The sequence below is a fragment of the Streptococcus minor DSM 17118 genome, assembly GCF_000377005.1.
In the GTDB taxonomy this organism is placed as follows: domain Bacteria; phylum Bacillota; class Bacilli; order Lactobacillales; family Streptococcaceae; genus Streptococcus; species Streptococcus minor.
The window spans coordinates 31,383-53,149 of the sequence record NZ_AQYB01000026.1 but is presented as its reverse complement, the minus strand read 5'-3'; the positions used below and the strand labels follow the sequence as shown (position 1 = coordinate 53,149).

Annotated in this window: 19 protein-coding genes; 14 read left to right on the top strand and 5 right to left on the bottom strand. The window is 41.2% G+C overall.

Annotated elements, in window-relative coordinates; genetic code table 11:
- Positions 1-254: 254 nt before the first annotated feature.
- Positions 255-536 (top strand): co-chaperone GroES, encoded by a 282-nt coding sequence (gene groES, locus F602_RS0102375; RefSeq protein WP_018166363.1) that lies wholly within the window; start codon positions 255-257, stop codon positions 534-536.
- Positions 537-547: 11 nt separating this feature from the next.
- Complete coding sequence (groL, locus tag F602_RS0102370) at positions 548-2,176, top strand: chaperonin GroEL (RefSeq protein ID WP_018166362.1); 1,629 nt, start codon at positions 548-550, stop codon at positions 2,174-2,176.
- 80 nt (positions 2,177-2,256) lie between these two features.
- On the opposite strand, the gene F602_RS0102365 is transcribed toward groL, so the two are convergent.
- From F602_RS0102365 to F602_RS0102350, 4 genes are read right to left on the bottom strand one after another with little or no spacing between them, the layout of a single operon-like run.
- Positions 2,257-2,904, bottom strand: coding sequence for a bifunctional 4-hydroxy-2-oxoglutarate aldolase/2-dehydro-3-deoxy-phosphogluconate aldolase (locus F602_RS0102365; protein ID WP_018166361.1), 648 nt, complete (start codon positions 2,902-2,904; stop codon positions 2,257-2,259).
- Positions 2,905-2,918: 14 nt separating this feature from the next.
- Positions 2,919-3,920, bottom strand: a complete 1,002-nt coding sequence (locus F602_RS0102360; protein WP_018166360.1) for a sugar kinase — start codon at positions 3,918-3,920, stop codon at positions 2,919-2,921.
- Between the two features lie 18 nt (positions 3,921-3,938).
- Positions 3,939-4,577, bottom strand: coding sequence for an RpiB/LacA/LacB family sugar-phosphate isomerase (locus F602_RS0102355; RefSeq protein WP_018166359.1), 639 nt, complete (start codon positions 4,575-4,577; stop codon positions 3,939-3,941).
- Between the two features lie 13 nt (positions 4,578-4,590).
- A complete protein-coding gene (locus F602_RS0102350) occupies positions 4,591-5,403 on the bottom strand; it encodes a gluconate 5-dehydrogenase (RefSeq protein ID WP_018166358.1) in 813 nt (270 codons plus the stop codon).
- A gap of 222 nt (positions 5,404-5,625) precedes the next feature.
- Here F602_RS0102350 and F602_RS0102345 point away from each other — a divergent pair, with 222 nt between their 5' ends.
- The 10 genes from F602_RS0102345 (at position 5,626) to fusA (ending at position 18,073) form a co-directional block, all read left to right on the top strand.
- The gene (locus tag F602_RS0102345) at positions 5,626-6,054 is read left to right on the top strand and encodes a PTS sugar transporter subunit IIA (RefSeq protein WP_018166357.1); all 429 of its coding nucleotides are present in this window, start codon (positions 5,626-5,628) and stop codon (positions 6,052-6,054) included.
- Complete coding sequence (locus tag F602_RS0102340; protein ID WP_018166356.1) at positions 6,051-7,241, top strand: glycoside hydrolase family 88 protein; 1,191 nt, start codon at positions 6,051-6,053, stop codon at positions 7,239-7,241. The genes F602_RS0102345 and F602_RS0102340 overlap by 4 nt, the downstream gene beginning before the upstream one ends.
- A gap of 10 nt (positions 7,242-7,251) precedes the next feature.
- Complete coding sequence (locus F602_RS0102335; RefSeq protein ID WP_018166355.1) at positions 7,252-7,743, top strand: PTS sugar transporter subunit IIB; 492 nt, start codon at positions 7,252-7,254, stop codon at positions 7,741-7,743.
- Between the two features lie 25 nt (positions 7,744-7,768).
- Positions 7,769-8,554, top strand: coding sequence for a PTS mannose/fructose/sorbose/N-acetylgalactosamine transporter subunit IIC (locus F602_RS0102330; RefSeq protein WP_018166354.1), 786 nt, complete (start codon positions 7,769-7,771; stop codon positions 8,552-8,554).
- Entirely contained in the window at positions 8,541-9,362 is an 822-nt protein-coding gene (locus F602_RS0102325; protein ID WP_018166353.1) for a PTS system mannose/fructose/sorbose family transporter subunit IID, read from the top strand. Before F602_RS0102330 ends, F602_RS0102325 begins: the two co-directional genes overlap by 14 nt.
- A 269-nt stretch (positions 9,363-9,631) precedes the next feature.
- Positions 9,632-13,066, top strand: coding sequence for a polysaccharide lyase family 8 super-sandwich domain-containing protein (locus F602_RS0102320; RefSeq protein ID WP_018166352.1), 3,435 nt, complete (start codon positions 9,632-9,634; stop codon positions 13,064-13,066).
- Between the two features lie 232 nt (positions 13,067-13,298).
- Positions 13,299-14,312, top strand: coding sequence for a LacI family DNA-binding transcriptional regulator (locus F602_RS0102315; RefSeq protein WP_026183270.1), 1,014 nt, complete (start codon positions 13,299-13,301; stop codon positions 14,310-14,312).
- Between the two features lie 403 nt (positions 14,313-14,715).
- Positions 14,716-15,129 (top strand): 30S ribosomal protein S12, encoded by a 414-nt coding sequence (gene rpsL, locus F602_RS0102310; protein ID WP_018166350.1) that lies wholly within the window; start codon positions 14,716-14,718, stop codon positions 15,127-15,129.
- 17 nt (positions 15,130-15,146) lie between these two features.
- Positions 15,147-15,617, top strand: a complete 471-nt coding sequence (gene rpsG / locus F602_RS0102305) for a 30S ribosomal protein S7 (protein WP_018166349.1) — start codon at positions 15,147-15,149, stop codon at positions 15,615-15,617.
- A gap of 374 nt (positions 15,618-15,991) precedes the next feature.
- Positions 15,992-18,073, top strand: a complete 2,082-nt coding sequence (gene fusA / locus F602_RS0102300) for an elongation factor G (RefSeq protein ID WP_018166348.1) — start codon at positions 15,992-15,994, stop codon at positions 18,071-18,073.
- 250 nt (positions 18,074-18,323) lie between these two features.
- Here the strand turns inward: fusA and F602_RS10555 are convergent, their stop codons facing one another.
- Positions 18,324-19,475, bottom strand: a complete 1,152-nt coding sequence (locus F602_RS10555) for a glycerophosphodiester phosphodiesterase family protein (protein WP_083915229.1) — start codon at positions 19,473-19,475, stop codon at positions 18,324-18,326.
- A 288-nt stretch (positions 19,476-19,763) separates the two neighbouring features.
- Between F602_RS10555 and gap the strand changes: the two genes are divergently transcribed.
- Positions 19,764-20,774, top strand: coding sequence for a type I glyceraldehyde-3-phosphate dehydrogenase (gene gap / locus F602_RS0102290; protein WP_018166346.1), 1,011 nt, complete (start codon positions 19,764-19,766; stop codon positions 20,772-20,774).
- 75 nt (positions 20,775-20,849) lie between these two features.
- Entirely contained in the window at positions 20,850-21,692 is an 843-nt protein-coding gene (locus F602_RS0102285; protein ID WP_018166345.1) for an aldo/keto reductase, read from the top strand.
- Positions 21,693-21,767: the final 75 nt, after the last annotated feature.

Genomic DNA, 21,767 nt, shown 5'->3' with positions numbered 1-21,767 from the left:
GACCTTGTTTGGCTATGGCATTTACAAGGGTCGAGCTAATCTTAATCAGTTTATAGACTATATGGAGACGAAATTATCTAATTAGCAAAAAAATCCCGTCATGAAGAAACGATGACGGGATTTTTCAGTCTTCAGTCGGATTTTGGAAAAAATAATAAAATTTCCTTGACTATTTTTGACCAAGTGATACAATAAGGATTGTAAGAATTAGCACTCTCTTTACAAGAGTGCTAAAAAACTATGGAGGTTTCCCTATGTTAAAACCATTAGGCGATCGAATCGTCGTAAAAATTGAAGAAAAAGAACAAACTGTTGGTGGCTTTGTCCTAGCTGGTGCTAATCAAGACAAGACAAGAGAAGCTCAAGTCCTTGCTGTGGGGCAAGGTATCCGTACGCTGACAGGTGAATTAGTCGCACCAAGTGTGGCAGTTGGAGACAAGGTTCTGATTGAAGCTTTTGCTGGCGTAGAAGTGAAGGACGGGGAACAAATGGTTTCCATCATCCGTGAAGCAGACATCCTAGCAATCGTAGAATAAGAGGTAGACAAATGGCAAAAGAGATTAAATTTTCAGCAGATGCACGTGCAGCCATGGTTCGTGGCGTGGATATTCTAGCAGACACCGTGAAGGTAACGTTGGGTCCTAAAGGGCGTAATGTGGTCCTTGAAAAAGCATTTGGTTCTCCTTTGATTACCAATGATGGTGTGACCATTGCCAAAGAAATCGAATTAGAAGATCATTTTGAAAATATGGGTGCTAAGTTGGTTTCTGAAGTAGCATCAAAAACTAATGATATTGCAGGTGATGGAACCACGACTGCAACAGTATTAACCCAGGCCATCGTTCGTGAAGGGCTAAAAAATGTCACTGCTGGAGCTAACCCTATCGGTATCCGTCGTGGGATTGAAAAAGCAGTTGCGACAGCAGTAGAAGAGTTGAAAGCTATTGCCCAGCCGGTTGCTAACAAAGAAGCTATCGCCCAAGTAGCAGCTGTATCTTCTCGTTCTGAAAAAGTGGGTGACTACATCTCCGAAGCTATGGAGCGCGTGGGGAAAGACGGTGTTATCACTATCGAAGAATCACGTGGTATGGAAACAGAGCTCGAGGTGGTTGAAGGTATGCAATTTGACCGTGGCTATCTTTCTCAGTATATGGTGACGGACAACGAGAAAATGATGGCAGAGCTAGAAAATCCGTTCATCCTTATTACAGATAAGAAAATTTCTAACATTCAGGATCTCCTCCCCCTTCTAGAAGAGATTCTCAAGTCTAACCGTCCGCTTCTTATTATTGCAGATGATGTAGATGGCGAAGCTCTTCCTACTCTAGTTCTCAATAAGATTCGCGGTACATTCAATGTTGTTGCGGTTAAGGCACCAGGCTTTGGTGACCGCCGCAAGGCTATGTTGGAAGACATTGCAGTCTTAACTGGCGGAACAGTTATCACAGAAGACTTAGGTTTGGAACTCAAGGATGCCAATATGGCTGCTCTCGGCCAGGCAGCTAAGGTCACTGTCGACAAGGACTCGACTGTTATCGTGGAAGGTGCAGGGGCTAGTGAAGCTATCGCAAACCGTGTTAACCTCATCAAATCTCAGTTGGAAACCACAACATCTGAGTTTGATCGTGAAAAACTCCAAGAACGCCTAGCCAAATTAGCTGGCGGTGTCGCAGTCATCAAAGTCGGTGCTGCAACTGAAACCGAACTCAAAGAAATGAAGCTCCGCATTGAAGATGCTCTAAATGCAACTCGCGCAGCAGTCGAAGAAGGAATCGTAGCTGGTGGTGGTACAGCTCTTGCTAATGTTATCGGAAAAGTAGCAGAGTTAGAATTGACTGGCGATGAAGCAACCGGACGTAATATTGTCCTACGTGCCTTGGAAGAGCCTGTTCGTCAAATTGCCTACAATGCAGGCTATGAAGGTTCTGTTGTTATCGAGCATCTGAAGAATAGTGAAGTAGGTACAGGATTTAATGCAGCTGATGGCCAGTGGGTCAACATGGTAGAAGCAGGAATCATCGATCCAGTGAAGGTTACTCGCTCAGCTCTTCAAAACGCAGCTTCAGTAGCTAGTCTCATCCTAACTACCGAAGCAGTTGTAGCTAACAAACCAGAACCAGCAACTCCAGCCATGCCAGCCGGGATGGACCCAGGTATGATGGGTGGAATGATGTAATAGCTACATGAACATCATAACTAAAAACCAAGCCTCTGAAATGAAAGGCTTGGTTTTTATGTATAAAAATGTAGGAGGTATTAACTAGATAGGGATTCTGGTAGAAGATGACAATATTCTTCAGCCAAGGTTTTGATATTGGCAAATTCTCCCTTTGTAGCCAGTTGATTGAACTCACCACCAATACCAACGACTTCCGCCCCAGCAGCGAACCACTCGCGGATGCTTGTGGTGTTTACTCCGCCTGTCACCATGATGGCAATTTGCGGAAGTGGAGCTTTTATGGCTTTGATATAGGAAGGTCCAGAAAGGTTTCCAGGGAACAATTTAATCATTTCACAACCTGCCTCTAGAGCTGTCACCATTTCCGTCAAGCTAATGCAGCCTGGAATATAAGGAATGGCATAGCGATTGCATAGGCGGGCAGTTTCTGGATGGAAGGATGGAGAAACAATATACTGGGCACCTGCTAAGATAGCTAATCGAGCAGTTTCAGCGTCTAAGACACTCCCAGCCCCAATGGTAATAGTTGGTTTGTCCTTATACAGGGAAGTTAGTTCTTTGATGATAGCACTAGCTTCTGAGTTGGTATATGCGATTTCGATGGATGAAATACCACCTTCGATACAAGCATGTGCGGATTGTAGCCCTTCGGTCATGTCTTTGCCTCTAATGACAGCTACAAGGCCTTGCTTTTTTAATTGAATGATAATGTCAGATTTGCTCATCGTGCCTCCTATCTTTAACGTGAAATATCTTTGGACTGAGTGAATAACTTGTCGATTTGTTCTGCTGGATGATGCAAATAATCTCCGGCAACAGTACATTTAAAACTTCCCGCTGCAACTGCGAAGTTGATTGTTTTGCTCATAGAAGCGCCTGCAATCAATTGATACAAGGCACCAGCGACAAAAGCGTCGCCACTACCAATACGTTGAAGAACCTTAGTTGAAAAAGTCTGTGAAGCATGTAAGGTACCATCGAATACAAATGCTTGGTAGTGATTTATTCCTGATCCATCTGTTTCTCGTATGGTATGGAAAATAGCTTTAAACTGAAATTTCTTTTTGAGATCTTTCATTCGGTGTTCCAGTTCATCTAATGTTGCATTTTCACGGTCAAAAAGGGTGAAATCCTGACTATCTAGCATCAGTGGTTCGATACCAAAGCAATAGTCTGCATAGGTAGCAAAATGAGAAAACTCTTTTTTTGCATCATGAAGTTTTATCATGTGTTGTCTGAGATTAGGATCAAAAGAAATGATGATCTGTCTTTTTCTTGCTTCTATCAACAACTGTTCAAGGAGTTCTCGGCAGTTTTGACTAATGGCAATCGAAATACCGCTAAAATGAAAGTGAGAGACTCCCTCAAAAAGACTATCCAAATCTAACATGTCGATGGTTATTTCAGACACACTGGTATCCATGCGATCATAGGTAACCTCCCCTTGACGGCAACCAAAACCACTTTCTAAATAGTAGACTCCGATTCGTTTCCCGATTCGACAGATTTCTCTGGTATCTATGGCGTGATACTGTAGAAAAGACAGATAACTATCTCCCAAACGATTCTTAGGCAAACCTGTCAACAGGCGTGTTTGGAGACCAAATCCTTGCAAGGCACAGGCGACATTGACTTCAGACCCTCCATAGTGAATACTAGCATTTATACCATCATGTAAGACATCAAACTGTTGTGGGGTTATTCGGATAAGGGGTTCTCCAAAAAATAAGATTTTTCCCATAGAGTTCTCCTTGTTGTTTCAAGAAAGAAGAGTCTGGAGATAGTCTGCAATAGCTTTGTCTTGACAATGTGCAAAGAAGTATTCTTGGAAATGCTCTCCAGAGATGGTTTCTTTCAAGAAATCTTGGTCAATGGTTTTTAAAATGGTGAGCATATCTTGATGGCTAATTTTCTTCACCTCATTTAAAATGCGAGCGTTTCGTTGTTCTGGAATGACACGCTCTTTTGGATAGCCTCCTCCCATCGGTTCAGCAAAAAGTCGTTCAAAGATTAATTTCAGATTTAATTCTGCTCCCCAACCAAATCCTTTCGCAAATGGTAGAGATAAGGCGTTGCCTCCATTGATTTGTGAAAATAGATAAGCATCGGTTGGCTCTGCAGCAAATCCACAAACCACTCCAGGGAAACTATTTAGGGCTAGCATAGCACCAACTCCAGTACCGCAGCCAGTAATAACAAAGTCAGCGGCTTTGCTATTGAGTAAGATGGCTGCTAACAAACCATTTTGAACATAGGTCAGTTGGCTCTCGCCTTCTTGACCATACATCCCATAATTAAATACTTGAAAATCTTTTTCCTTGGCAACTTCAGACAAAGTATCGTAGATTAATGTATTTTTACTTGCTTGACTATTTTCATTGATAAGTGCAATTTTCATTAAATATATTCTCCTATTCTGGTTGTTTTCCAATATAAGCTAAGATTCCTCCATCCACATAAAGGATGTGACCATTGACAAAATTACTTGCTTCGCTAGCTAAAAAGACAGCAGGTCCAGCAAGGTCCTCAGGCACTCCCCATCTAGCTGCTGGTGTCTTAGCAATGATAAATTGATCAAAAGGATGTCGTGTTCCGTCAGCTTGTAACTCACGTAGAGGAGCGGTTTGTGGTGTTGCGATATAGCCAGGACCAATTCCATTACATTGAATATTGGCACTTCCGTATTCTGAAGCGATGTTCTTGGTGAGCATTTTCAAGCCCCCCTTAGCTGCTGCATAAGCTGCGACAGTTTCACGCCCTAGCTCGCTCATCATAGAACAAATATTGATAATTTTACCGTGACCTCTTTCAATCATAGATGGTAATACAGCTTTGGCAACGATGAATGGTGCTGTTAGGTCAATGTCAATCAGTTTTCGGAAGTCACTGGTCTTCATTTCTAACATTGGTGAACGTTTGATGATGCCGGCATTGTTTACCAAGATGTCAATAGGACCGACCTCGTCTTCAATCTGTTTTACCATGGCTTGTATACCTACTTCGTCGGTAACATCGCAGACATATCCATAAGCTTTGACTCCAGCCTCTTGATAGAGGCTTAATCCTTTATCAACTAATTCTTGGTTGATATCGTTAAATGTTATGATAGCACCTGCGTCTGCGTAGGCTTTAGCGATAGCAAAGCCGATACCATAGGATGCTCCAGTAACTAAGGCAATTTTCCCTTCAAGTGAAAATTGAGAAATTGAGAATGCTTTTTCCATTAAATTGCTCCTTTTATTTTTTGAGTAAACCGATTTACCTAAATTTTAAAACTTTATTCATCAATTGTCAATGTTTTTTTGAAAATAGTTTAAATATTTAACAAAAAGAGCATAAAAACGATTACATTTTTTTAAAAAAGGGGTTGACAAACGGAATAATGTGCTATAAAATGAAAAACGTAAGGTAAACCGGTAAACAAAAAAACAGAAAAAGGAGGCGCTATGAAAGTTGTTCTACTAGGGCATGGTCATTGTGCGACAGGTTATTTATCTTCTCTAGAAATGATAGTTGGGAAGCAAGAACATGTCGAAGCGATTGATTTCTTAGATTCGATGACACCCCAAGCGTTGGAAGAAAAATTAGAAGTAGCCATTCAGTGTGAAAAAGAAGTTTTAGTATTGTGTGACTTGCTCGGAGGAACACCGTTCAAAACGGCTGCGGCTTATGCATTGCGTAGTAAAGATCAGAGGATAGAAGTTGTTTCAGGAATGAACTTGGCCATGGTGTTAGAAGTGGCTTTGGGCGTAGATGTTTTATCAGATGAGAGTATTGCAAGGGTGGTTGCCAGTGCCAAAAGTGGCATTATAACCTCCAAGGAATTATTTGAGTTATCAGATAATGAGGCAAAAGATGATGGAGATGGAATATGATTAAACCAGTCACAATTGAAAACATAACAAATCCAGAGCGATTTTTAAAAGAGAAGTGGTTGACGCGGCAAGAAATCGAGCAAGCGATTGAACGCGCTATGGACCAGCTAACGCTGAACTTGGAGTATTTTCAAGAAGACTACCCAACTCCTGCAACCTTTCAAAATGTTTACCAAGTAATGGACAACACAGAGTGGACAAATGGATTTTGGACAGGCTGCCTTTGGTTGGCCTATGAACACAGTGGAAAGGAAGAGTTTAAAGAATTAGCTCATAAAAATGTTCAGTCCTTTATGGAACGGGTAGAGCAAAAAGTTGAGTTGGATCATCATGACTTGGGTTTTCTCTATTCGCCATCTTGTGTCGCTGAGTATAGAATAAACGGAAATGAAACAGCTCGAGAAGCTGCTTTGAAAGCGGCAGATAAGTTAATGGAGCGGTACCAAGAAAAGGGTGGTTTCATTCAGGCCTGGGGAGATCTAGGCAAAGCCGAGCACTATCGCCTCATTATTGACTGCTTGTTGAATATTCAATTATTATTCTTTGCTTACGAACAGACAGGAAATCAAGATTATTACCATGTTGCACAAACGCATTTTTATAGCTCGGTTAATCATGTTATCCGTGACGACGCCTCGTCTTTCCATACGTTCTATTTTGATCCAGAAACTGGTGCACCGCTTAGAGGGGTTACTAGACAAGGGTACAGCGATGATTCGTGTTGGGCTCGTGGGCAAGCTTGGGGTGTATACGGTATTGCACTAGGTTACCGTCATTTAAAGGATGCACAATGCTTTGATTTATTCAAAGGTGTAGTAAACTACTTCCTCAATCGCTTACCAGAGGATTCGGTGTCATACTGGGACTTGATTTTTGGAGATGGAAGTGGACATTCTCGAGATTCGTCAGCTACCGCTATCGCTGTTTGTGGTATTCATGAAATGTTGAAACACCTTCCAGAGACAGATCCGGATAGAGAAACCTATCGTCATGCCATGCATGTGATGTTGCGCTCCCTCATTGAGCATTATGCTAACAAAGATTTTGAACTAGGACGTCCGCTTCTGCTACATGGAGTTTATTCTTGGCATTCGGGCAAAGGTGTAGATGAAGGAAATATCTGGGGCGATTACTACTACCTAGAAGCCTTGTTGCGCTTCTATAAAGATTGGGAAATTTATTGGTAAGGAGAGTGTTATGACAACACCAAATATTATTATGACTCGTGTTGATGAACGGTTGATTCACGGGCAAGGGCAGTTGTGGATTAAGTCGTTGAATTGCAATACAGTCATTGTTGCAAATGATGCTGTTGCAGAAGACAACATCCAACAAACATTGATGAAGACAGTTGTGCCGGCGTCAGTTGCGATGAGATTTTTCTCTGTTCAAAAGGTGATTGACATCATTCATAAAGCCAGTCCTGCACAAGTTATTTTCATTGTGGTAAAAGATTTGAAGGATGCTCAGGCTTTGATAAAAGGTGGGGTTCCGATTACAGAATTGAACGTTGGTAACATTCACAATGCGCCAGGCAAGGAACAAGTCACTCGCTCGATTTTTTTAGGAGAAGAGGATAGACAGATTATCCGAGAACTCAGCGAAGACTATCATGTTCGCTTCAACACAAAAACAACGCCTACCGGCAACGATGGGGCACTAGAAGTGAACCTATTGGACTATATTTAATGAAAGATATATAAAGGAGAAACTCATGGAAATCAATGTAATTCAAGCAATATTAATTGGCTTGTGGACAGCATTCTGTTTTAGTGGCATGCTGTTGGGAATCTATACCAACCGCTGCATCATCCTATCGTTTGGGGTAGGAGTTATTGTTGGTGATGTTCCAACTGCTCTGGCTATGGGGGCTATTTCGGAGCTAGCTTATATGGGCTTTGGTGTTGGAGCTGGGGGCACTGTTCCACCGAATCCAATTGGACCTGGAATTTTTGGTACCTTGATGGCAATTACAAGTGCTGGTAAGGTATCTCCAGAGGCAGCTTTGGCCCTATCAACCCCTATTGCAGTAGCCATTCAATTCCTACAAACATTTGCCTATACTGCCTTTGCAGGAGCACCAGAAAGTGCCATTAAGCATTTGCGAAATGGTAATGTTAGAGGATTCAAAATGGTGGCAAATGGAACAGTTTGGTTGTTTGCCTTGCTAGGTTTTGGTTTGGGCGTGCTTGGAGCTTTGTCTATGGAAACACTGCTTCATCTAGTTGACTTTATCCCACCAGTGTTATTAAACGGCTTGACAGTTGCTGGTAAGATGCTTCCAGCTATCGGATTTGCGATGATTCTTTCTGTTATGGCCAAAAAAGAACTCATTCCCTTTGTTTTACTTGGATATGTTTGTGCGGCCTATTTGGGTGTTCCGACAATCGGTATTGCGATTATTGGTACCATGTTTGCCTTGATGGAATTCTATAACAAACCAAAAACAACAGAAACAATAGCAGCATCAGAAGGAGATGGACAAGATGACTGGATCTAATAAATTAACCAAGAGTGACTACACAAAAACAGCCTTGCGTGCATATTATTTGCAGAATGGTTTTAACTATAGTAACTACCAAGGACTGGGTTATGCAAATGTGCTCTATCCTGCATTAAAGAAATATTATGGAGATGATAAAAAAGCACTGTGTCAAGCCTTAGAAGACAATTGTGAATTTTATAATACCAACCCACACTTCTTGCCATTTATTACTAGCATGCACTTAGTTATGTTGGATAACAAGCGGCCGGCAGAGGAAACGCGGAACATCAAGATGGCTCTAATGGGGCCGTTGGCTGGTATAGGAGATTCCTTATCACAATTCTGTTTGGCTCCCTTGTTTTCTACGATTGCAGCTTCTCTAGCAGCAGATGGCTTGGTGATGGGACCGATTTTCTTCTTTGTTGCACTGAACCTTGTTTTATTGGGAATAAAGTTGGGCACAGGTCTTTATGGTTACAAATTGGGAACTAGCTTTATTGATAAATTGAGTGAACAAATGGCAATTGTTTCTCGCATTGCTAATATTATTGGCGTCACAGTCATTGCGGGACTTGCAGCGACATCTGTTAAGATGATGGTTCCAATCCAATTTGCAGCGGGTGAAATCGATGCAGCAGATGCTACTCAAAAATTTGTAACAATCCAAGGGATGTTGGATAAAATTGCACCTGCTCTTCTACCTGCTCTCTTTACCTTGTTGGTTTTCCACTTAATCAAAAATAGAAAATGGACAACCTATAAGCTGGTTATTTTGACAGTCATCATCGGTATTGTAGGTAGTTGGTTAGGTATCCTAGGATAATCGAAAATAGATGAAATGATCTATCATTTGGGCTATTTATGTACCCTCTCTAACCTTATCTTTTCAAGTTTAACAGGCAAGTATAGGTTGATGAAAAAATAGACTTTGCCCATCAACTGGAAACAATGGCTTGTATTGAAAAGTGATGTAGAAACAGTAAAGAGACTGGAGGCTGCCCTTCAGTCTCTTTTTTGGGGGCGTACATTGACGTCTATACTAAAAAATAATTTTATATTGGGGCTGTCATCTTACAAAGGAGAATATAAAACATGCAGAAAAAAGAAAAATTTGGTATTCGAAAGATTGGCATTGGTACTTGCTCAGTCTTACTTTCTCTCTTATTTCTAGGAGGGCACTTGTTGGCAGAAGAGATTTCTACGAGTTCAGAAACACAGCTGGTGGAGGAGACGAGTGCAGAAGTCATTTCTCAGATCGCTGAATCCGAGCTAGTTCCTGTCTTAGAGTCGTCTATCGAGAGTACTAATTTGCTTCAAAATGGTGATTTTGAAGAAACGGTTGATGCGACAGGGAATTGGTCAAAACTGGCTGCTCGTGCATGGGAAAATCCATGGATTCCAGCGAACGTTGATAAAGCTAATGGCTCTGTTAGTGTGGAAGGTGGGCAACTTTACATTCGCGCCACCGCACCCTATCGGACAGCAATTGCTCAGGCAGTCTCTGTGGATTCCAGCAAGAAATATATCTTGGAATACGATGTCACGACGGTGAATGTTACAGGCAATGGTGTACGAGCGCGTGTGCGAGGCTTAGATGATGCAGGTAAAGAGGTCAGTAAAGAGTTTGTCTATACAGATTTTACAAAAGGGACTACAAGTACCCACAGCCACTGCATCCTGACCGTACCTCAGGGAGCAACAAAAGTTAAAGTAGAACTATTCTTTGAAAATAGTGTTGGAGAGGCCTGGATTGATCATGTTTCTCTGAAAGAGTACATCAAACCAGAAACCCCAAAACCAGATGACACTTTGCCAGAACCTGAAACAGGCATTATCCAACTGCCAGCCAATAAAGTTTATTTGCCAGTTCGTGAGGATTTACGTTATGAAGTGGCTAATCCAACGATTGGCCGTATAGAAAACCAGATTCTCTACCCTCTTGCTGCTGGAACAACAGAGGTTACAATCTATGAGGGAACAGAGAAGCGTTCGACATTTACACTTGAAGTCACCCCTGTTCCAGATACAGTTTTCCGCCAACTTCGTGAAAATTGGGAACGTATCTCCTTATCGAATCAGAGTTACAATCCAGCGGATGATCACATGAAAACATTTTTAGTGACTCTAGAAACGGGAGTTGCGGATTCTTTAGGTAAATGGATCGAACCAAATGCGAGTGAGACCAGCATTTTTTCTGATATTGATTTTAATAGGTCTAGTCATTTGACAACCACTTATCGTCGTTTGGAACAAATGGCGCAGGTCTTTGAAAATGCTCATTCTAGCTATTATCATGATCGAGAATTGCTCAATAAAATAAAAAAAGGAATGTCTTGGTTATATGACAAGGTGTACAATGAGCAAAAAGAAATCAAGGGTAACTGGTGGGATTACGAGATTGGAACTCCACGAGCCATTGTCAATATTTTGATTTATCTCCATCCTTACTTTAGTCAAGAGGAAATCAACAATTATACGGCTCCTATTTCGAAATTTGTTCCCAACGTGTCCATGATTCGTTCGACAACACCAAATGCGACACCAGCTGTGGGTGGCAATCAAACCGATCTCAGTAAGGTGGCTATTTTGGAGGGAGCTCTCCGCGAAGATGGGAAACGTGTTGGCGATGGCGTTCGCGGTTTGACCACCATCATGAAATTTGTAGATAAAGGAGAAGGGTTTTATGAAGATGGGTCCTTCATAGATCATACGAATGTAGCTTACACTGGCGCTTATGGAAATGTCTTGATAGATGGCTTTTCTCAGCTATTACCAGTTATCCAATCCACCGAGTTTGCATTGGATAGCAATACCATCTCGATTCTCTATGACTGGATTGATCGGTCCTTTGTTCCGATTCTTGTAAAAGGAGAATTGATGGATATGACGAGGGGTCGCTCTATTAGCCGAGCAAAAGGAGAGGCTCATGTCCAAGCGGTTGAAATCCTTCGCTCATTGGCAAGGTTAGCAGAGGCCTCAGATGACGAGAAAAAAATGATGCTACAATCAGTCGTCAAATGGCATCTGCAATCGGATACATTCTACAGTGCATACAATAATTTAAAATCTTACAGAGATATTGAACTGTTCAATCAGATTTTATCGAACGCAACTATTTCACCATCCGTGCCAAAAGATCAGATTGCAGCCTTTAACAACATGGACAAGTTTGTTTATCACAATGCACAATCGGATTACACTTTTGGGATTAGCATGTATTCATCTCGTACACAGAATTACGAGGATATGAATAACGAAAATCGGCGAGGATGGTATACGGCTGATGGGATGGTCTACCTTTACAATGGTGACTTAGGACATTATAGCCAGCACTATTGGCCAACAGTGAATCCATATCGATTACCGGGGACAACGGTTACAAATGACGTGCGAGAAGATGGAAGTGGTGAAGTCACTCTAAAGAGCGCTTTTGTTGGAGCAACTCAACTAAATCATCGTTTTGCAACTGTAGCAATGGACTTTAATAACTGGAACGATAGTTTAACAGCTCGTAAATCATGGTTTGTATTCGGTGATAAGATTGTTTTCATGGGAACGGGCATTGAGCATTCATCTGATGCAGGAGCGGTAACAACGATTGAGAATAGAAAATTAACCCCAGGACAACACTACAATTACTACATCAATGGAAAACAGGTTGATTTGTCAAATGAAGTAATCACAGACAAGACAGAGTCTTTTTATATGACGAATGGGGATGTAAAACAATCTATCGGCTATGTCTTCCTAAACGGCCTAAGTACACATGCACAGATGGAAGAACGTGCCGGTAAATGGAGCGACATTAACTATGGGCAAACTTCAACAGTCGTACAAAATAGCTTTGTGAGTCTATGGCACGAACAACCAAAGGAAAGTAGCCAGTATGCCTATGTGATGATCCCAAATAAATCTATGGAAGAGGTGCAAAGCCTAGGTGAGACGGTATCTGTAGTGCAGCAAGAAAAAGACCTACAGGTTGTTTATGATACAGAGGAAAAAGTGTGGGGAGTAGTCAAATACCAAGATAGTGACTACCACCTAAATAGTGATGTAACCTTGACAAAAGCGGGTCTTTATACCATCAAAGAGACAGATGAAGGTTACATGGTCTCTTACTACAATCCAGCAACCAAATCAACAGCTCAACCTGTTTTTTCTGCTTCGGACAATGCTACAGTCAGTCTGGTAACAGAAGGGACAGCTGCAGCTCCATCTAGCATCTGGTTTGTTCGTGTTTCAAAAACAATAACGCCGTCACCGACTACTAGTACGACAGAGAGTGTTATTCCAACAACTGATTTATCAACGACATCTCTTGTTGAGGTAACCACTCAAGCAACCACAAGTTCATCGCCAGCGACCACCTCCCAGAAGAGTAACGGTAAAGGAAGTAAAACGGATAATCAGAACCGTTCTTCACGAAAGAAACTACCTCAAACCGGTGCAAAAAGAGGAATGGGTCTCAGTATTTTTGGCTTGCTAGTCTTCGTTACTCTTGTATCGTTTTCCAAGAGAAAGGTCTAATGTACAAGCGCAATTGAGTGGCCTATTTTGAGTATTTATGATTGAAATTTAACATGGTAGAAGCGGACTCTTTCCCTATCTCTAGCTGTATGATGAGCGTGCGTGTTAAAAGAGAATACAATGGATTTTTGGCCATCATTTTCTCTGTATTGATGCGGTAAAAAAGCAAGTGTTCACAGCTAGAGATAAGGCTTTAATATGGTATAATAAGGAGAAGGGGGTGCAGGCTTGCATGGGAAGAAAGGTTACGATAAAAGATATCGCGGAGATGACCCAAACTTCTAAAACAACTATCTCTTTTTACCTCAACGGTAGATATGAAAAAATGTCTCAAGAGACACGCGATAAGATACAAAAAGTCATTGAAGAAACAGGCTATAAACCGAGTATTGTGGCTCGGAGCTTGAACTCCAAACAAACAAAATTGATTGGAGTGTTGATTGGAGATATAACAAATTCATTTTCCAATCAAATTGTGAAAGGGATTGAAAATATCGCGCACAGAAGAGGGTATCAAGTCATTATCGGAAACAGTAACTATGATCCAGAAAGCGAAGACAGATATATTGAAAACATGTTAAGGTTGGGTGTGGATGGGTTTATTATTCAGCCAACATCTAATTTTAGAAAGTATGCAAAAATCAGTCAAGAAACAAAGAAATCCTTGGTTTTCTTTGACAGTCAATTGTATGAACACCGTTCAAACTGGGTGAAAACAAATAATTATGATGCTGTTTATGACGCTACTCAGATCTGTATTCAAAAAGGATATGAAGAGTTCATCATTATCACAGCAGATACCAGCCTGTTGAGCACACGCATTGAACGTGCTTCTGGTTTTATGGACGCTCTGACAGATTATAACCTATCGTATGCCACATATATCATTGAAGATGCCAAGACAACCGTAGAAGACATTGCAGGTTTCCTGCAAAATACTATTATTCCAAATAAAAAAACATTGGTTTTTGCGCCAAACTGCTGGGCCCTGCCTCGTGTTTTCACCGCCCTTAAGAATATTCAAACCCCCAAAATGGATATCGGTTTGATTGGCTTTGATAACACAGAGTGGACAGATTTGTCTTCTCCAAGTATCACAACCATTGTACAACCAGCTTTCCAAGAGGGAGAGCAAGCAACGAAAATACTCATTGATCAAATTGAGGGTTTGGACCAAGAAGAGCGACAGCAAGTCTTAAACTGTCATATTAACTGGAGAGAGTCTACTCAGATAAAAGAAGTTTGAATCCCATAAATCAGACTTTTGGCGATTCACAGTAGAGCTCGAATGCTAGCTTTCTAACTAGTCACTTAGCCCTACCTGTGGACATAAATGCAAGTAGGATAGGTGAAACGGAGTAAAAATTAAAAGAATTCTAGCTTCAGCTAGAATTCTTTTAATATGTTTATAGCGCAGAGAGTCGATAGCTATTTCTTTTCATACAATAGAAATAGAACAAAAGAAATAGAACAAAATTCATTGACAGAACGGACTATTTATGTTACGATGATAAACGGTACTTTTTATCTTTTGGTCTCTCAAAAGTGTACAGAGACGTGCTGACAAATGTTGCAAAAGTGCACCATGGTAGGGGCTGTCACCAAGCGCTCTATCAACCAAAAATAAAAATTTATACAGGAGAATGTAGATGCCTACAATTAACCAGTTGGTTCGCAAACCGCGTAAATCAAAAGTAGAAAAATCTAAATCACCAGCTTTGAATATCGGTTACAACAGCCGTAAAAAAGTTCAAACCAATGTTTCTTCACCACAAAAACGTGGTGTAGCTACTCGTGTTGGAACAATGACACCTAAAAAGCCTAACTCAGCCCTTCGTAAATTTGCCCGTGTACGTTTGAGCAACCTTATCGAAGTAACTGCCTACATCCCAGGTATCGGCCACAACTTGCAAGAGCACAGTGTTGTTCTTCTTCGTGGTGGACGTGTAAAAGACCTTCCAGGGGTACGTTACCATATCGTTCGTGGTGCACTTGATACTGCAGGTGTAACTGACCGTAAACAAGGCCGTTCTAAATACGGTACAAAACGTCCAAAAGGTTAAGAAGGGAGAGCAAATAAATGAGTCGTAAAAATCAAGCGCCTAAGCGCGAAGTATTGCCAGATCCATTGTACAACTCAAAATTGGTCACTCGTTTGATCAACCGTGTTATGTTGGATGGTAAACGTGGTACTGCTGCAAGTATCGTTTACGGTGCCTTTGACCAAATCAAAGAAGCTACAGGTAACGATGCACTTGAAGTATTTGAAACTGCAATGGAAAATATCATGCCTGTACTTGAAGTACGTGCACGCCGTGTAGGTGGTTCTAACTACCAAGTCCCAGTTGAGGTTCGTCCAGAGCGTCGTACCACTCTTGGTCTTCGTTGGTTGGTTACTATCGCCCGCAACCGTGGAGAGCACACAATGATTGACCGTCTTGCTAAAGAAATCATGGATGCTGCTAACAATACAGGTGCAGCTGTTAAGAAACGTGAAGATACTCACCGTATGGCAGAAGCAAACCGTGCGTTTGCACACTTCCGCTGGTAAGATAGGCTATTTTAACGTTAAGCAAATGCTAGCCAAAATAGGAAAATCAACGAAGAAACTTCAGTTTCTAGGAGAATTGATCTTTTTGGCAGACATTTGTAGTTAAAATTCAACTAAGATTAAGATGCTAAGGGTGAGAGTACAGGTGAGAAATAGGAACTGACACTATGCACTTGCGCATAAGGAAGAACAACGTTTTTCCTGGTAAGCATAGCACTCGTGCTCAGTTTCATTCGAACTGGACTGTACCACCCATCTTACACAGAAAAAATTAAAAAATCATGCGAGAACGGGTAGGTTTTGCCTATCCGTTCTTTCTAAAAATGATATAATAGTAACGTAAATAATATTAATAATATAGGAGAAATAACCTCATGGCACGCGAATTTTCACTAGAAAAAACTCGTAATATCGGTATCATGGCTCACGTTGATGCGGGTAAAACAACAACAACTGAGCGTATCCTTTACTACACTGGTAAAATCCATAAGATCGGTGAAACTCACGAAGGTGCTTCCCAAATGGACTGGATGGAGCAAGAGCAAGAGCGTGGTATCACTATCACATCTGCTGCGACAACCGCGCAATGGAAAAATCATCGTGTAAATATCATCGACACACCAGGACACGTGGACTTCACAATCGAAGTACAACGTTCTCTACGTGTATTGGATGGTGCAGTAACCGTTTTGGACTCTCAATCAGGTGTTGAACCACAAACTGAAACAGTTTGGCGTCAAGCTACTGAATATGGAGTACCACGTATTGTATTCGCCAACAAGATGGATAAAATCGGTGCAGACTTCCTTTACTCAGTAAGCACACTTCATGATCGTCTTCAAGCAAATGCACACCCAATCCAATTGCCAATTGGTTCAGAAGATGAATTCCGCGGAATCATTGACTTGATCAAGATGAAAGCTGAGATCTATACCAATGACCTTGGTACAGATATCCTTGAAGAAGATATCCCAGCTGACATGCTTGAGATGGCTGAAGAATATCGTGAAAAATTGGTTGAAGCTGTTGCCGAAACAGATGAAGAGTTGATGATGAAATACCTTGAAGGTGAAGAAATCACAAACGAGGAATTGATGGCTGGTATTCGTCGCGCAACAATCAATGTTGAATTCTTCCCAGTATTGTGTGGTTCTGCCTTCAAAAATAAAGGTGTTCAGTTGATGTTGGATGCGGTCTTGGACTACCTTCCAAGTCCACTTGATATCCCTGCTATTAAAGGAACAAATCCAGATACAGATGCCGAAGAAGAACGTCATGCTTCTGACGAAGAGCCATTTGCAGCTCTTGCCTTCAAGATTATGACAGACCCATTTGTAGGTCGCTTGACCTTCTTCCGTGTTTACTCAGGTATCCTTCACAGTGGTTCATACGTATTGAACACTTCTAAAGGTAAACGTGAGCGTATTGGACGTATCCTTCAAATGCACGCAAACAGTCGTCAAGAAATCGAGCAAGTGTATGCTGGTGACATTGCTGCGGCAGTTGGTTTGAAAGATACAACAACTGGTGACTCATTGACAGATGAAAAAGCAAAAATCATCCTTGAGTCTATTCATGTTCCAGAACCAGTTATCCAACTCATGGTTGAACCTAAATCAAAAGCTGACCAAGACAAGATGGGTGTTGCCCTTTCTAAATTGGCTGAAGAAGACCCAACTTTCCGTGTTGAAACAAACCCTGAAACAGGTGAAACAGTTATCGCTGGTATGGGTGAGCTTCACTTGGATGTCCTTGTTGATCGTATGAAACGTGAATTCAAGGTTGAAGCAAACGTAGGTGCTCCTCAAGTATCTTACCGTGAAACCTTCCGTGCACAAACTTCTGCACGTGGATTCTTCAAACGTCAGTCTGGTGGTAAAGGTCAATTTGGTGATGTTTGGATTGAATTTACTCCGAACGAAGAAGGAAAAGGCTTTGAGTTTGAAAATGCTATCGTTGGTGGTGTGGTTCCACGTGAATTTGTACCAGCTGTAGAAAAAGGTCTCGTAGAATCAATGGCGAATGGTGTCCTTGCTGGCTATCCAATCGTTGACGTGAAAGCGAAACTGTATGATGGTTCATACCACGATGTCGACTCATCTGAAACAGCCTTCAAAGTGGCGGCGTCACTTGCCCTTAAAGAAGCAGCTAAAACAGCACAACCAGCTATCCTTGAGCCAATGATGCTTGTGACCATCACTGCACCAGAAGACAATCTGGGTGACGTTATGGGACACGTCACTGCTCGTCGTGGACGTGTAGATGGTATGGAGGCGCACGGTAACACTCAAATCGTTCGTGCTTATGTACCACTTGCTGAAATGTTTGGTTACGCAACAGTACTGCGTTCAGCTACTCAAGGTCGCGGTACCTTCATGATGGTATTTGACCACTACGAAGATGTACCAAAATCTGTACAAGACGAAATTATCAAGAAAAACGGTGGACAAGCTTAATGGTCCTCAGACACCTACCTTTGGGTAGGTGTTTTTTTGTAAAGGTAAAAATGGGTCAGAGAGCGACCTATCATTCTCTTTTTTGGGCTTCAAATGTAAAGAAGGAGATGTCAAATGCATGTACAAAAAAAGAGAAGATTATTTTGGTCTTCTCTAGATTTTAATAATAAATCCTAATGATAATATGCTCTTTTCTTATTTTGTATAGAAGAACTCACTCTTATCCAATTAGTTTCTCCTCATACAGCATTTAAATCATTGGGAAGATCTTGAGTCCATCTAGTTGTTTAAAGTAGAGTGCATGATAGTCTCGGTGTTTTTTTAGAGCTTGTACTTCATCCGTTGTCTTTTTCAGGTAACTTGTAATAATAGCATCGATTTCGAGATGTTTTGGGGCGTTAACCATTTCATTTTCGTTTGAAATCCAAGTGTAGATAGCGAGATCTTTTTCTTTTAGTTGATGATAAACGTCATCGGTGAGATGGATGATGGGCACGTTATAGCCTGTCAGGCCAGGTACATCATGCTCCATAATTGTGCTCGTAATCAAAAAAGTATCGAATTTTGGAGAGTGCTGAAGGATTTTTTGCATGGTTGTAAGATCAGATGATTGAACCTGATGTTTCATTTTTTCCAAACGAGACTGGTATTTTTTCAAAAACTGAGTTACCATCTCAGGACTATCTAGGGGTGAGACTTTGATGTCAAGAAGTAATTTTTGATTTAGTTTATCTGCCTCATCGAGAAACTGATCCAAGGAAGGGATTTTTCCGGTATGTCCGTATTCGGGGTCAGTAACAGTGATGGTTGTAAGCTCTGCTAGGCTCAACTCGTGCGGTCTTTTGTAGTTTCCAGCTAGATGACTGAGGTTCTCATCATGGAAGACAACGAAATCTAAATCAGCAGTCTCATAGATATCTATCTCAATGTAGTCGGGTTTTTCTTGACTGGTGAGATGCAAAGCTTCAAGAGTATTTTCAACGGCATTGTGATTGCTAATACTACGATGAGCGATAAACTTAGGCTCTATATTGGCTACTCTTTCAGCTTTTTGATAGGTGTAATAGAAGACAGGGCAGGTTAGGAGTAGACTCAATAGTATGGGTTGCCAACGCCACCAGCGAATTTTTTCATTAAAGAGCAGTTTCCACCATATCCAGAGCGAGATAAAGAGAGCAAGGATGAAGCCGCTGTATAGCAGACCAGATAGAATCAGATAGAGAGGACGGCTGTCCCCTATAAAGTAAACATTGAGAGACGGAAAGTAGTAGTAGGTCGCTAGGCTAGTTCCGTACCAAATTCCGATTGTAAAGATAGGACTAAAAAGACCGATGAATAGTTTTTTCCACCAACTCCGCTCCAATCGATTGGCTCTTCTCTCTTTTCTCGTACTAAATCTCATACAAGTCAATTCTTTCTATAAAAAGTGATACAATTAAATAAAACGGTATAGTTTATTATAACAGAATTTAGTAGAAATGAAGCTATTTTATTCCAATGCTTTCGCTATCATTCTCTTGGGACTATTCCATGGAAAAACTACGCAAGCAGTTGCATTTTTTTAGAAATCGGTATATAATGGAAATGTTGAAAAGTAACTTGTATATTTGCATGTTACGATTTTCACAATAACAAAAAGGCTTGTCCTTTTACACTAAATAACTCGATTTTCATAAGGAGGAAATCATTCATGGTAGTTAAAGTTGGTATTAACGGTTTCGGTCGTATCGGTCGTCTTGCTTTCCGTCGTATCCAAAATGTTGAAGGTGTTGAAGTTACTCGTATCAACGACCTTACAGATCCAGCTATGCTTGCACACTTGTTGAAATATGACACAACGCAAGGTCGTTTTGACGGTACTGTTGAAGTAAAAGATGGTGGATTCGAAGTAAACGGTAAATTCGTTAAAGTTTCTGCTGAAAAAGATCCTGCACAAATTGATTGGGCAACTGATGGCGTTGACATCGTTTTGGAAGCAACAGGTTTCTTTGCTTCTAAAGAAAAAGCTGAATTGCACTTGCACGCAAACGGTGCGAAAAAAGTTGTTATCACAGCTCCTGGTGGTAACGATGTGAAAACTGTTGTTTTCAACACTAACCACGATGTTCTTGATGGTACTGAAACAGTAATCTCTGGTGCTTCATGTACTACAAACTGTTTGGCTCCAATGGCAAAAGCTCTTCAAGACAACTTCGGTGTTGTTGAAGGTTTGATGACAACTATCCACGCTTACACTGGTGACCAAATGATTCTTGACGGTCCACACCGTGGTGGTGACCTTCGCCGTGCTCGTGCTGGTGCAGCAAACATTGTTCCTAACTCAACTGGTGCTGCAAAAGCTATCGGTCTTGTTATCCCTGAGTTGAACGGTAAGTTGGATGGAGCTGCACAACGCGTACCTACCCCAACAGGTTCTGTAACTGAATTGGTTGCTGTTCTTGAGAAAAATGTTACTGTTGACGAAGTGAACGCTGCTATGAAAGCTGCTGCAAACGAATCATACGGTTACACTGAAGATCCAATTGTTTCTTCAGATATCGTCGGTATTTCTTATGGTTCATTGTTTGATGCAACTCAAACAAAAGTTCTTGATGTTGATGGTAAACAATTGGTGAAAGTTGTTTCATGGTATGACAATGAAATGTCTTACACTTCACAACTTGTTCGTACTCTTGAGTACTTCGCAAAAATTGCTAAATAATTTTAGTTAACAAAAAGGAGAACTTCGGTTCTCTTTTTTATACTATTTCTTAGAAGATGATTTGAGGAGGACATGATGGAAAACTATACATTATCGAACGGTGTACAGATACCAAAAATTGGCTTTGGAACTTGGCAGATTCCAGATGGTACAGAGGTTTATAATAGCGTAAGCCATGCCCTCAAAGTTGGATATACACATGTTGACACGGCTCAAATTTACTGCAACGAAGAAGGAGTCGGTCGTGCCATTGCGGACAGTGAATTAGCGCGTGAGAAGATTTTCTTGACCACTAAGATCTGGAATGACAAGCATGACTATGAATTGGCTAAGGCATCGATTGATGAGTCTTTGGAAAAATTATCTGTTGATTATGTAGATTTGCTTCTGATTCATTGGCCGAATCCTGCTGCACTGCGTGAAAATGATGCTTGGAAGGCAGGCAATGCAGGTGCTTGGAAGGCTATGGAAGAAGCCTACAAGCTAGGAAAGGTACGTGCTATCGGTGTTTCCAATTTTATGATTCACCACTTGGAAGCTCTTTTTGAGACAGCTGAAATCAAGCCCCATGTCAACCAAGTCCTCTTAGCACCAGGTTGTCCACAGGAAGAGTTGGTTAGCTTCTGTCGTCAACATGGTATATTACTTGAAGCATATAGCCCACTTGGGACTGGTAGTATTTTTGATAATCCTCTTGTGCAAGAATTGGCTCAAAAATATGGGAAGTCAATCGCTCAGATAGCCTTGCGGTGGTCCCTGCAAAAAGGTTTCCTACCATTACCGAAGTCGGTAACACCAAACAATATCGAAGACAACTTGCAGATTTTTGATTTTGAACTATCAGCAGAAGATATCGCTCGCTTGGACAAGGTAGAAGGTGTCAGTCAGCAAAAAAATCCTGACCAAGTTGGTTTTTAACGGAAAAGGTTCTCTAATATAAAATGAAAAAGCGAACAGAGTGGCAATTCTGCTAGACAGAATAAAACCTTGTTC

Bases quoted from the DNA above. Each gene is read 5' to 3' on its own strand.
- rpsG (WP_018166349.1), top strand. From the start codon at position 15,147: ATGAGTCGTAAAAATCAAGCGCCTAAGCGCGAAGTATTGCCAGATCCA.
- F602_RS0102350 (WP_018166358.1), bottom strand. From the start codon at position 5,403: ATGGAAAAAGCATTCTCAATTTCTCAATTTTCACTTGAAGGGAAAATT.
- groES (WP_018166363.1), top strand. From the start codon at position 255: ATGTTAAAACCATTAGGCGATCGAATCGTCGTAAAAATTGAAGAAAAA.
- F602_RS0102340 (WP_018166356.1), top strand. From the start codon at position 6,051: ATGATTAAACCAGTCACAATTGAAAACATAACAAATCCAGAGCGATTT.
- gap (WP_018166346.1), top strand. From the start codon at position 19,764: ATGGTAGTTAAAGTTGGTATTAACGGTTTCGGTCGTATCGGTCGTCTT.
- F602_RS0102335 (WP_018166355.1), top strand. From the start codon at position 7,252: ATGACAACACCAAATATTATTATGACTCGTGTTGATGAACGGTTGATT.
- rpsL (WP_018166350.1), top strand. From the start codon at position 14,716: ATGCCTACAATTAACCAGTTGGTTCGCAAACCGCGTAAATCAAAAGTA.
- fusA (WP_018166348.1), top strand. From the start codon at position 15,992: ATGGCACGCGAATTTTCACTAGAAAAAACTCGTAATATCGGTATCATG.
- F602_RS0102320 (WP_018166352.1), top strand. From the start codon at position 9,632: ATGCAGAAAAAAGAAAAATTTGGTATTCGAAAGATTGGCATTGGTACT.
- F602_RS10555 (WP_083915229.1), bottom strand. From the start codon at position 19,475: ATGAGATTTAGTACGAGAAAAGAGAGAAGAGCCAATCGATTGGAGCGG.
- F602_RS0102355 (WP_018166359.1), bottom strand. From the start codon at position 4,577: ATGAAAATTGCACTTATCAATGAAAATAGTCAAGCAAGTAAAAATACA.
- F602_RS0102360 (WP_018166360.1), bottom strand. From the start codon at position 3,920: ATGGGAAAAATCTTATTTTTTGGAGAACCCCTTATCCGAATAACCCCA.
- F602_RS0102315 (WP_026183270.1), top strand. From the start codon at position 13,299: ATGGGAAGAAAGGTTACGATAAAAGATATCGCGGAGATGACCCAAACT.
- groL (WP_018166362.1), top strand. From the start codon at position 548: ATGGCAAAAGAGATTAAATTTTCAGCAGATGCACGTGCAGCCATGGTT.
- F602_RS0102345 (WP_018166357.1), top strand. From the start codon at position 5,626: ATGAAAGTTGTTCTACTAGGGCATGGTCATTGTGCGACAGGTTATTTA.
- F602_RS0102365 (WP_018166361.1), bottom strand. From the start codon at position 2,904: ATGAGCAAATCTGACATTATCATTCAATTAAAAAAGCAAGGCCTTGTA.
- F602_RS0102285 (WP_018166345.1), top strand. From the start codon at position 20,850: ATGGAAAACTATACATTATCGAACGGTGTACAGATACCAAAAATTGGC.
- F602_RS0102325 (WP_018166353.1), top strand. From the start codon at position 8,541: ATGACTGGATCTAATAAATTAACCAAGAGTGACTACACAAAAACAGCC.
- F602_RS0102330 (WP_018166354.1), top strand. From the start codon at position 7,769: ATGGAAATCAATGTAATTCAAGCAATATTAATTGGCTTGTGGACAGCA.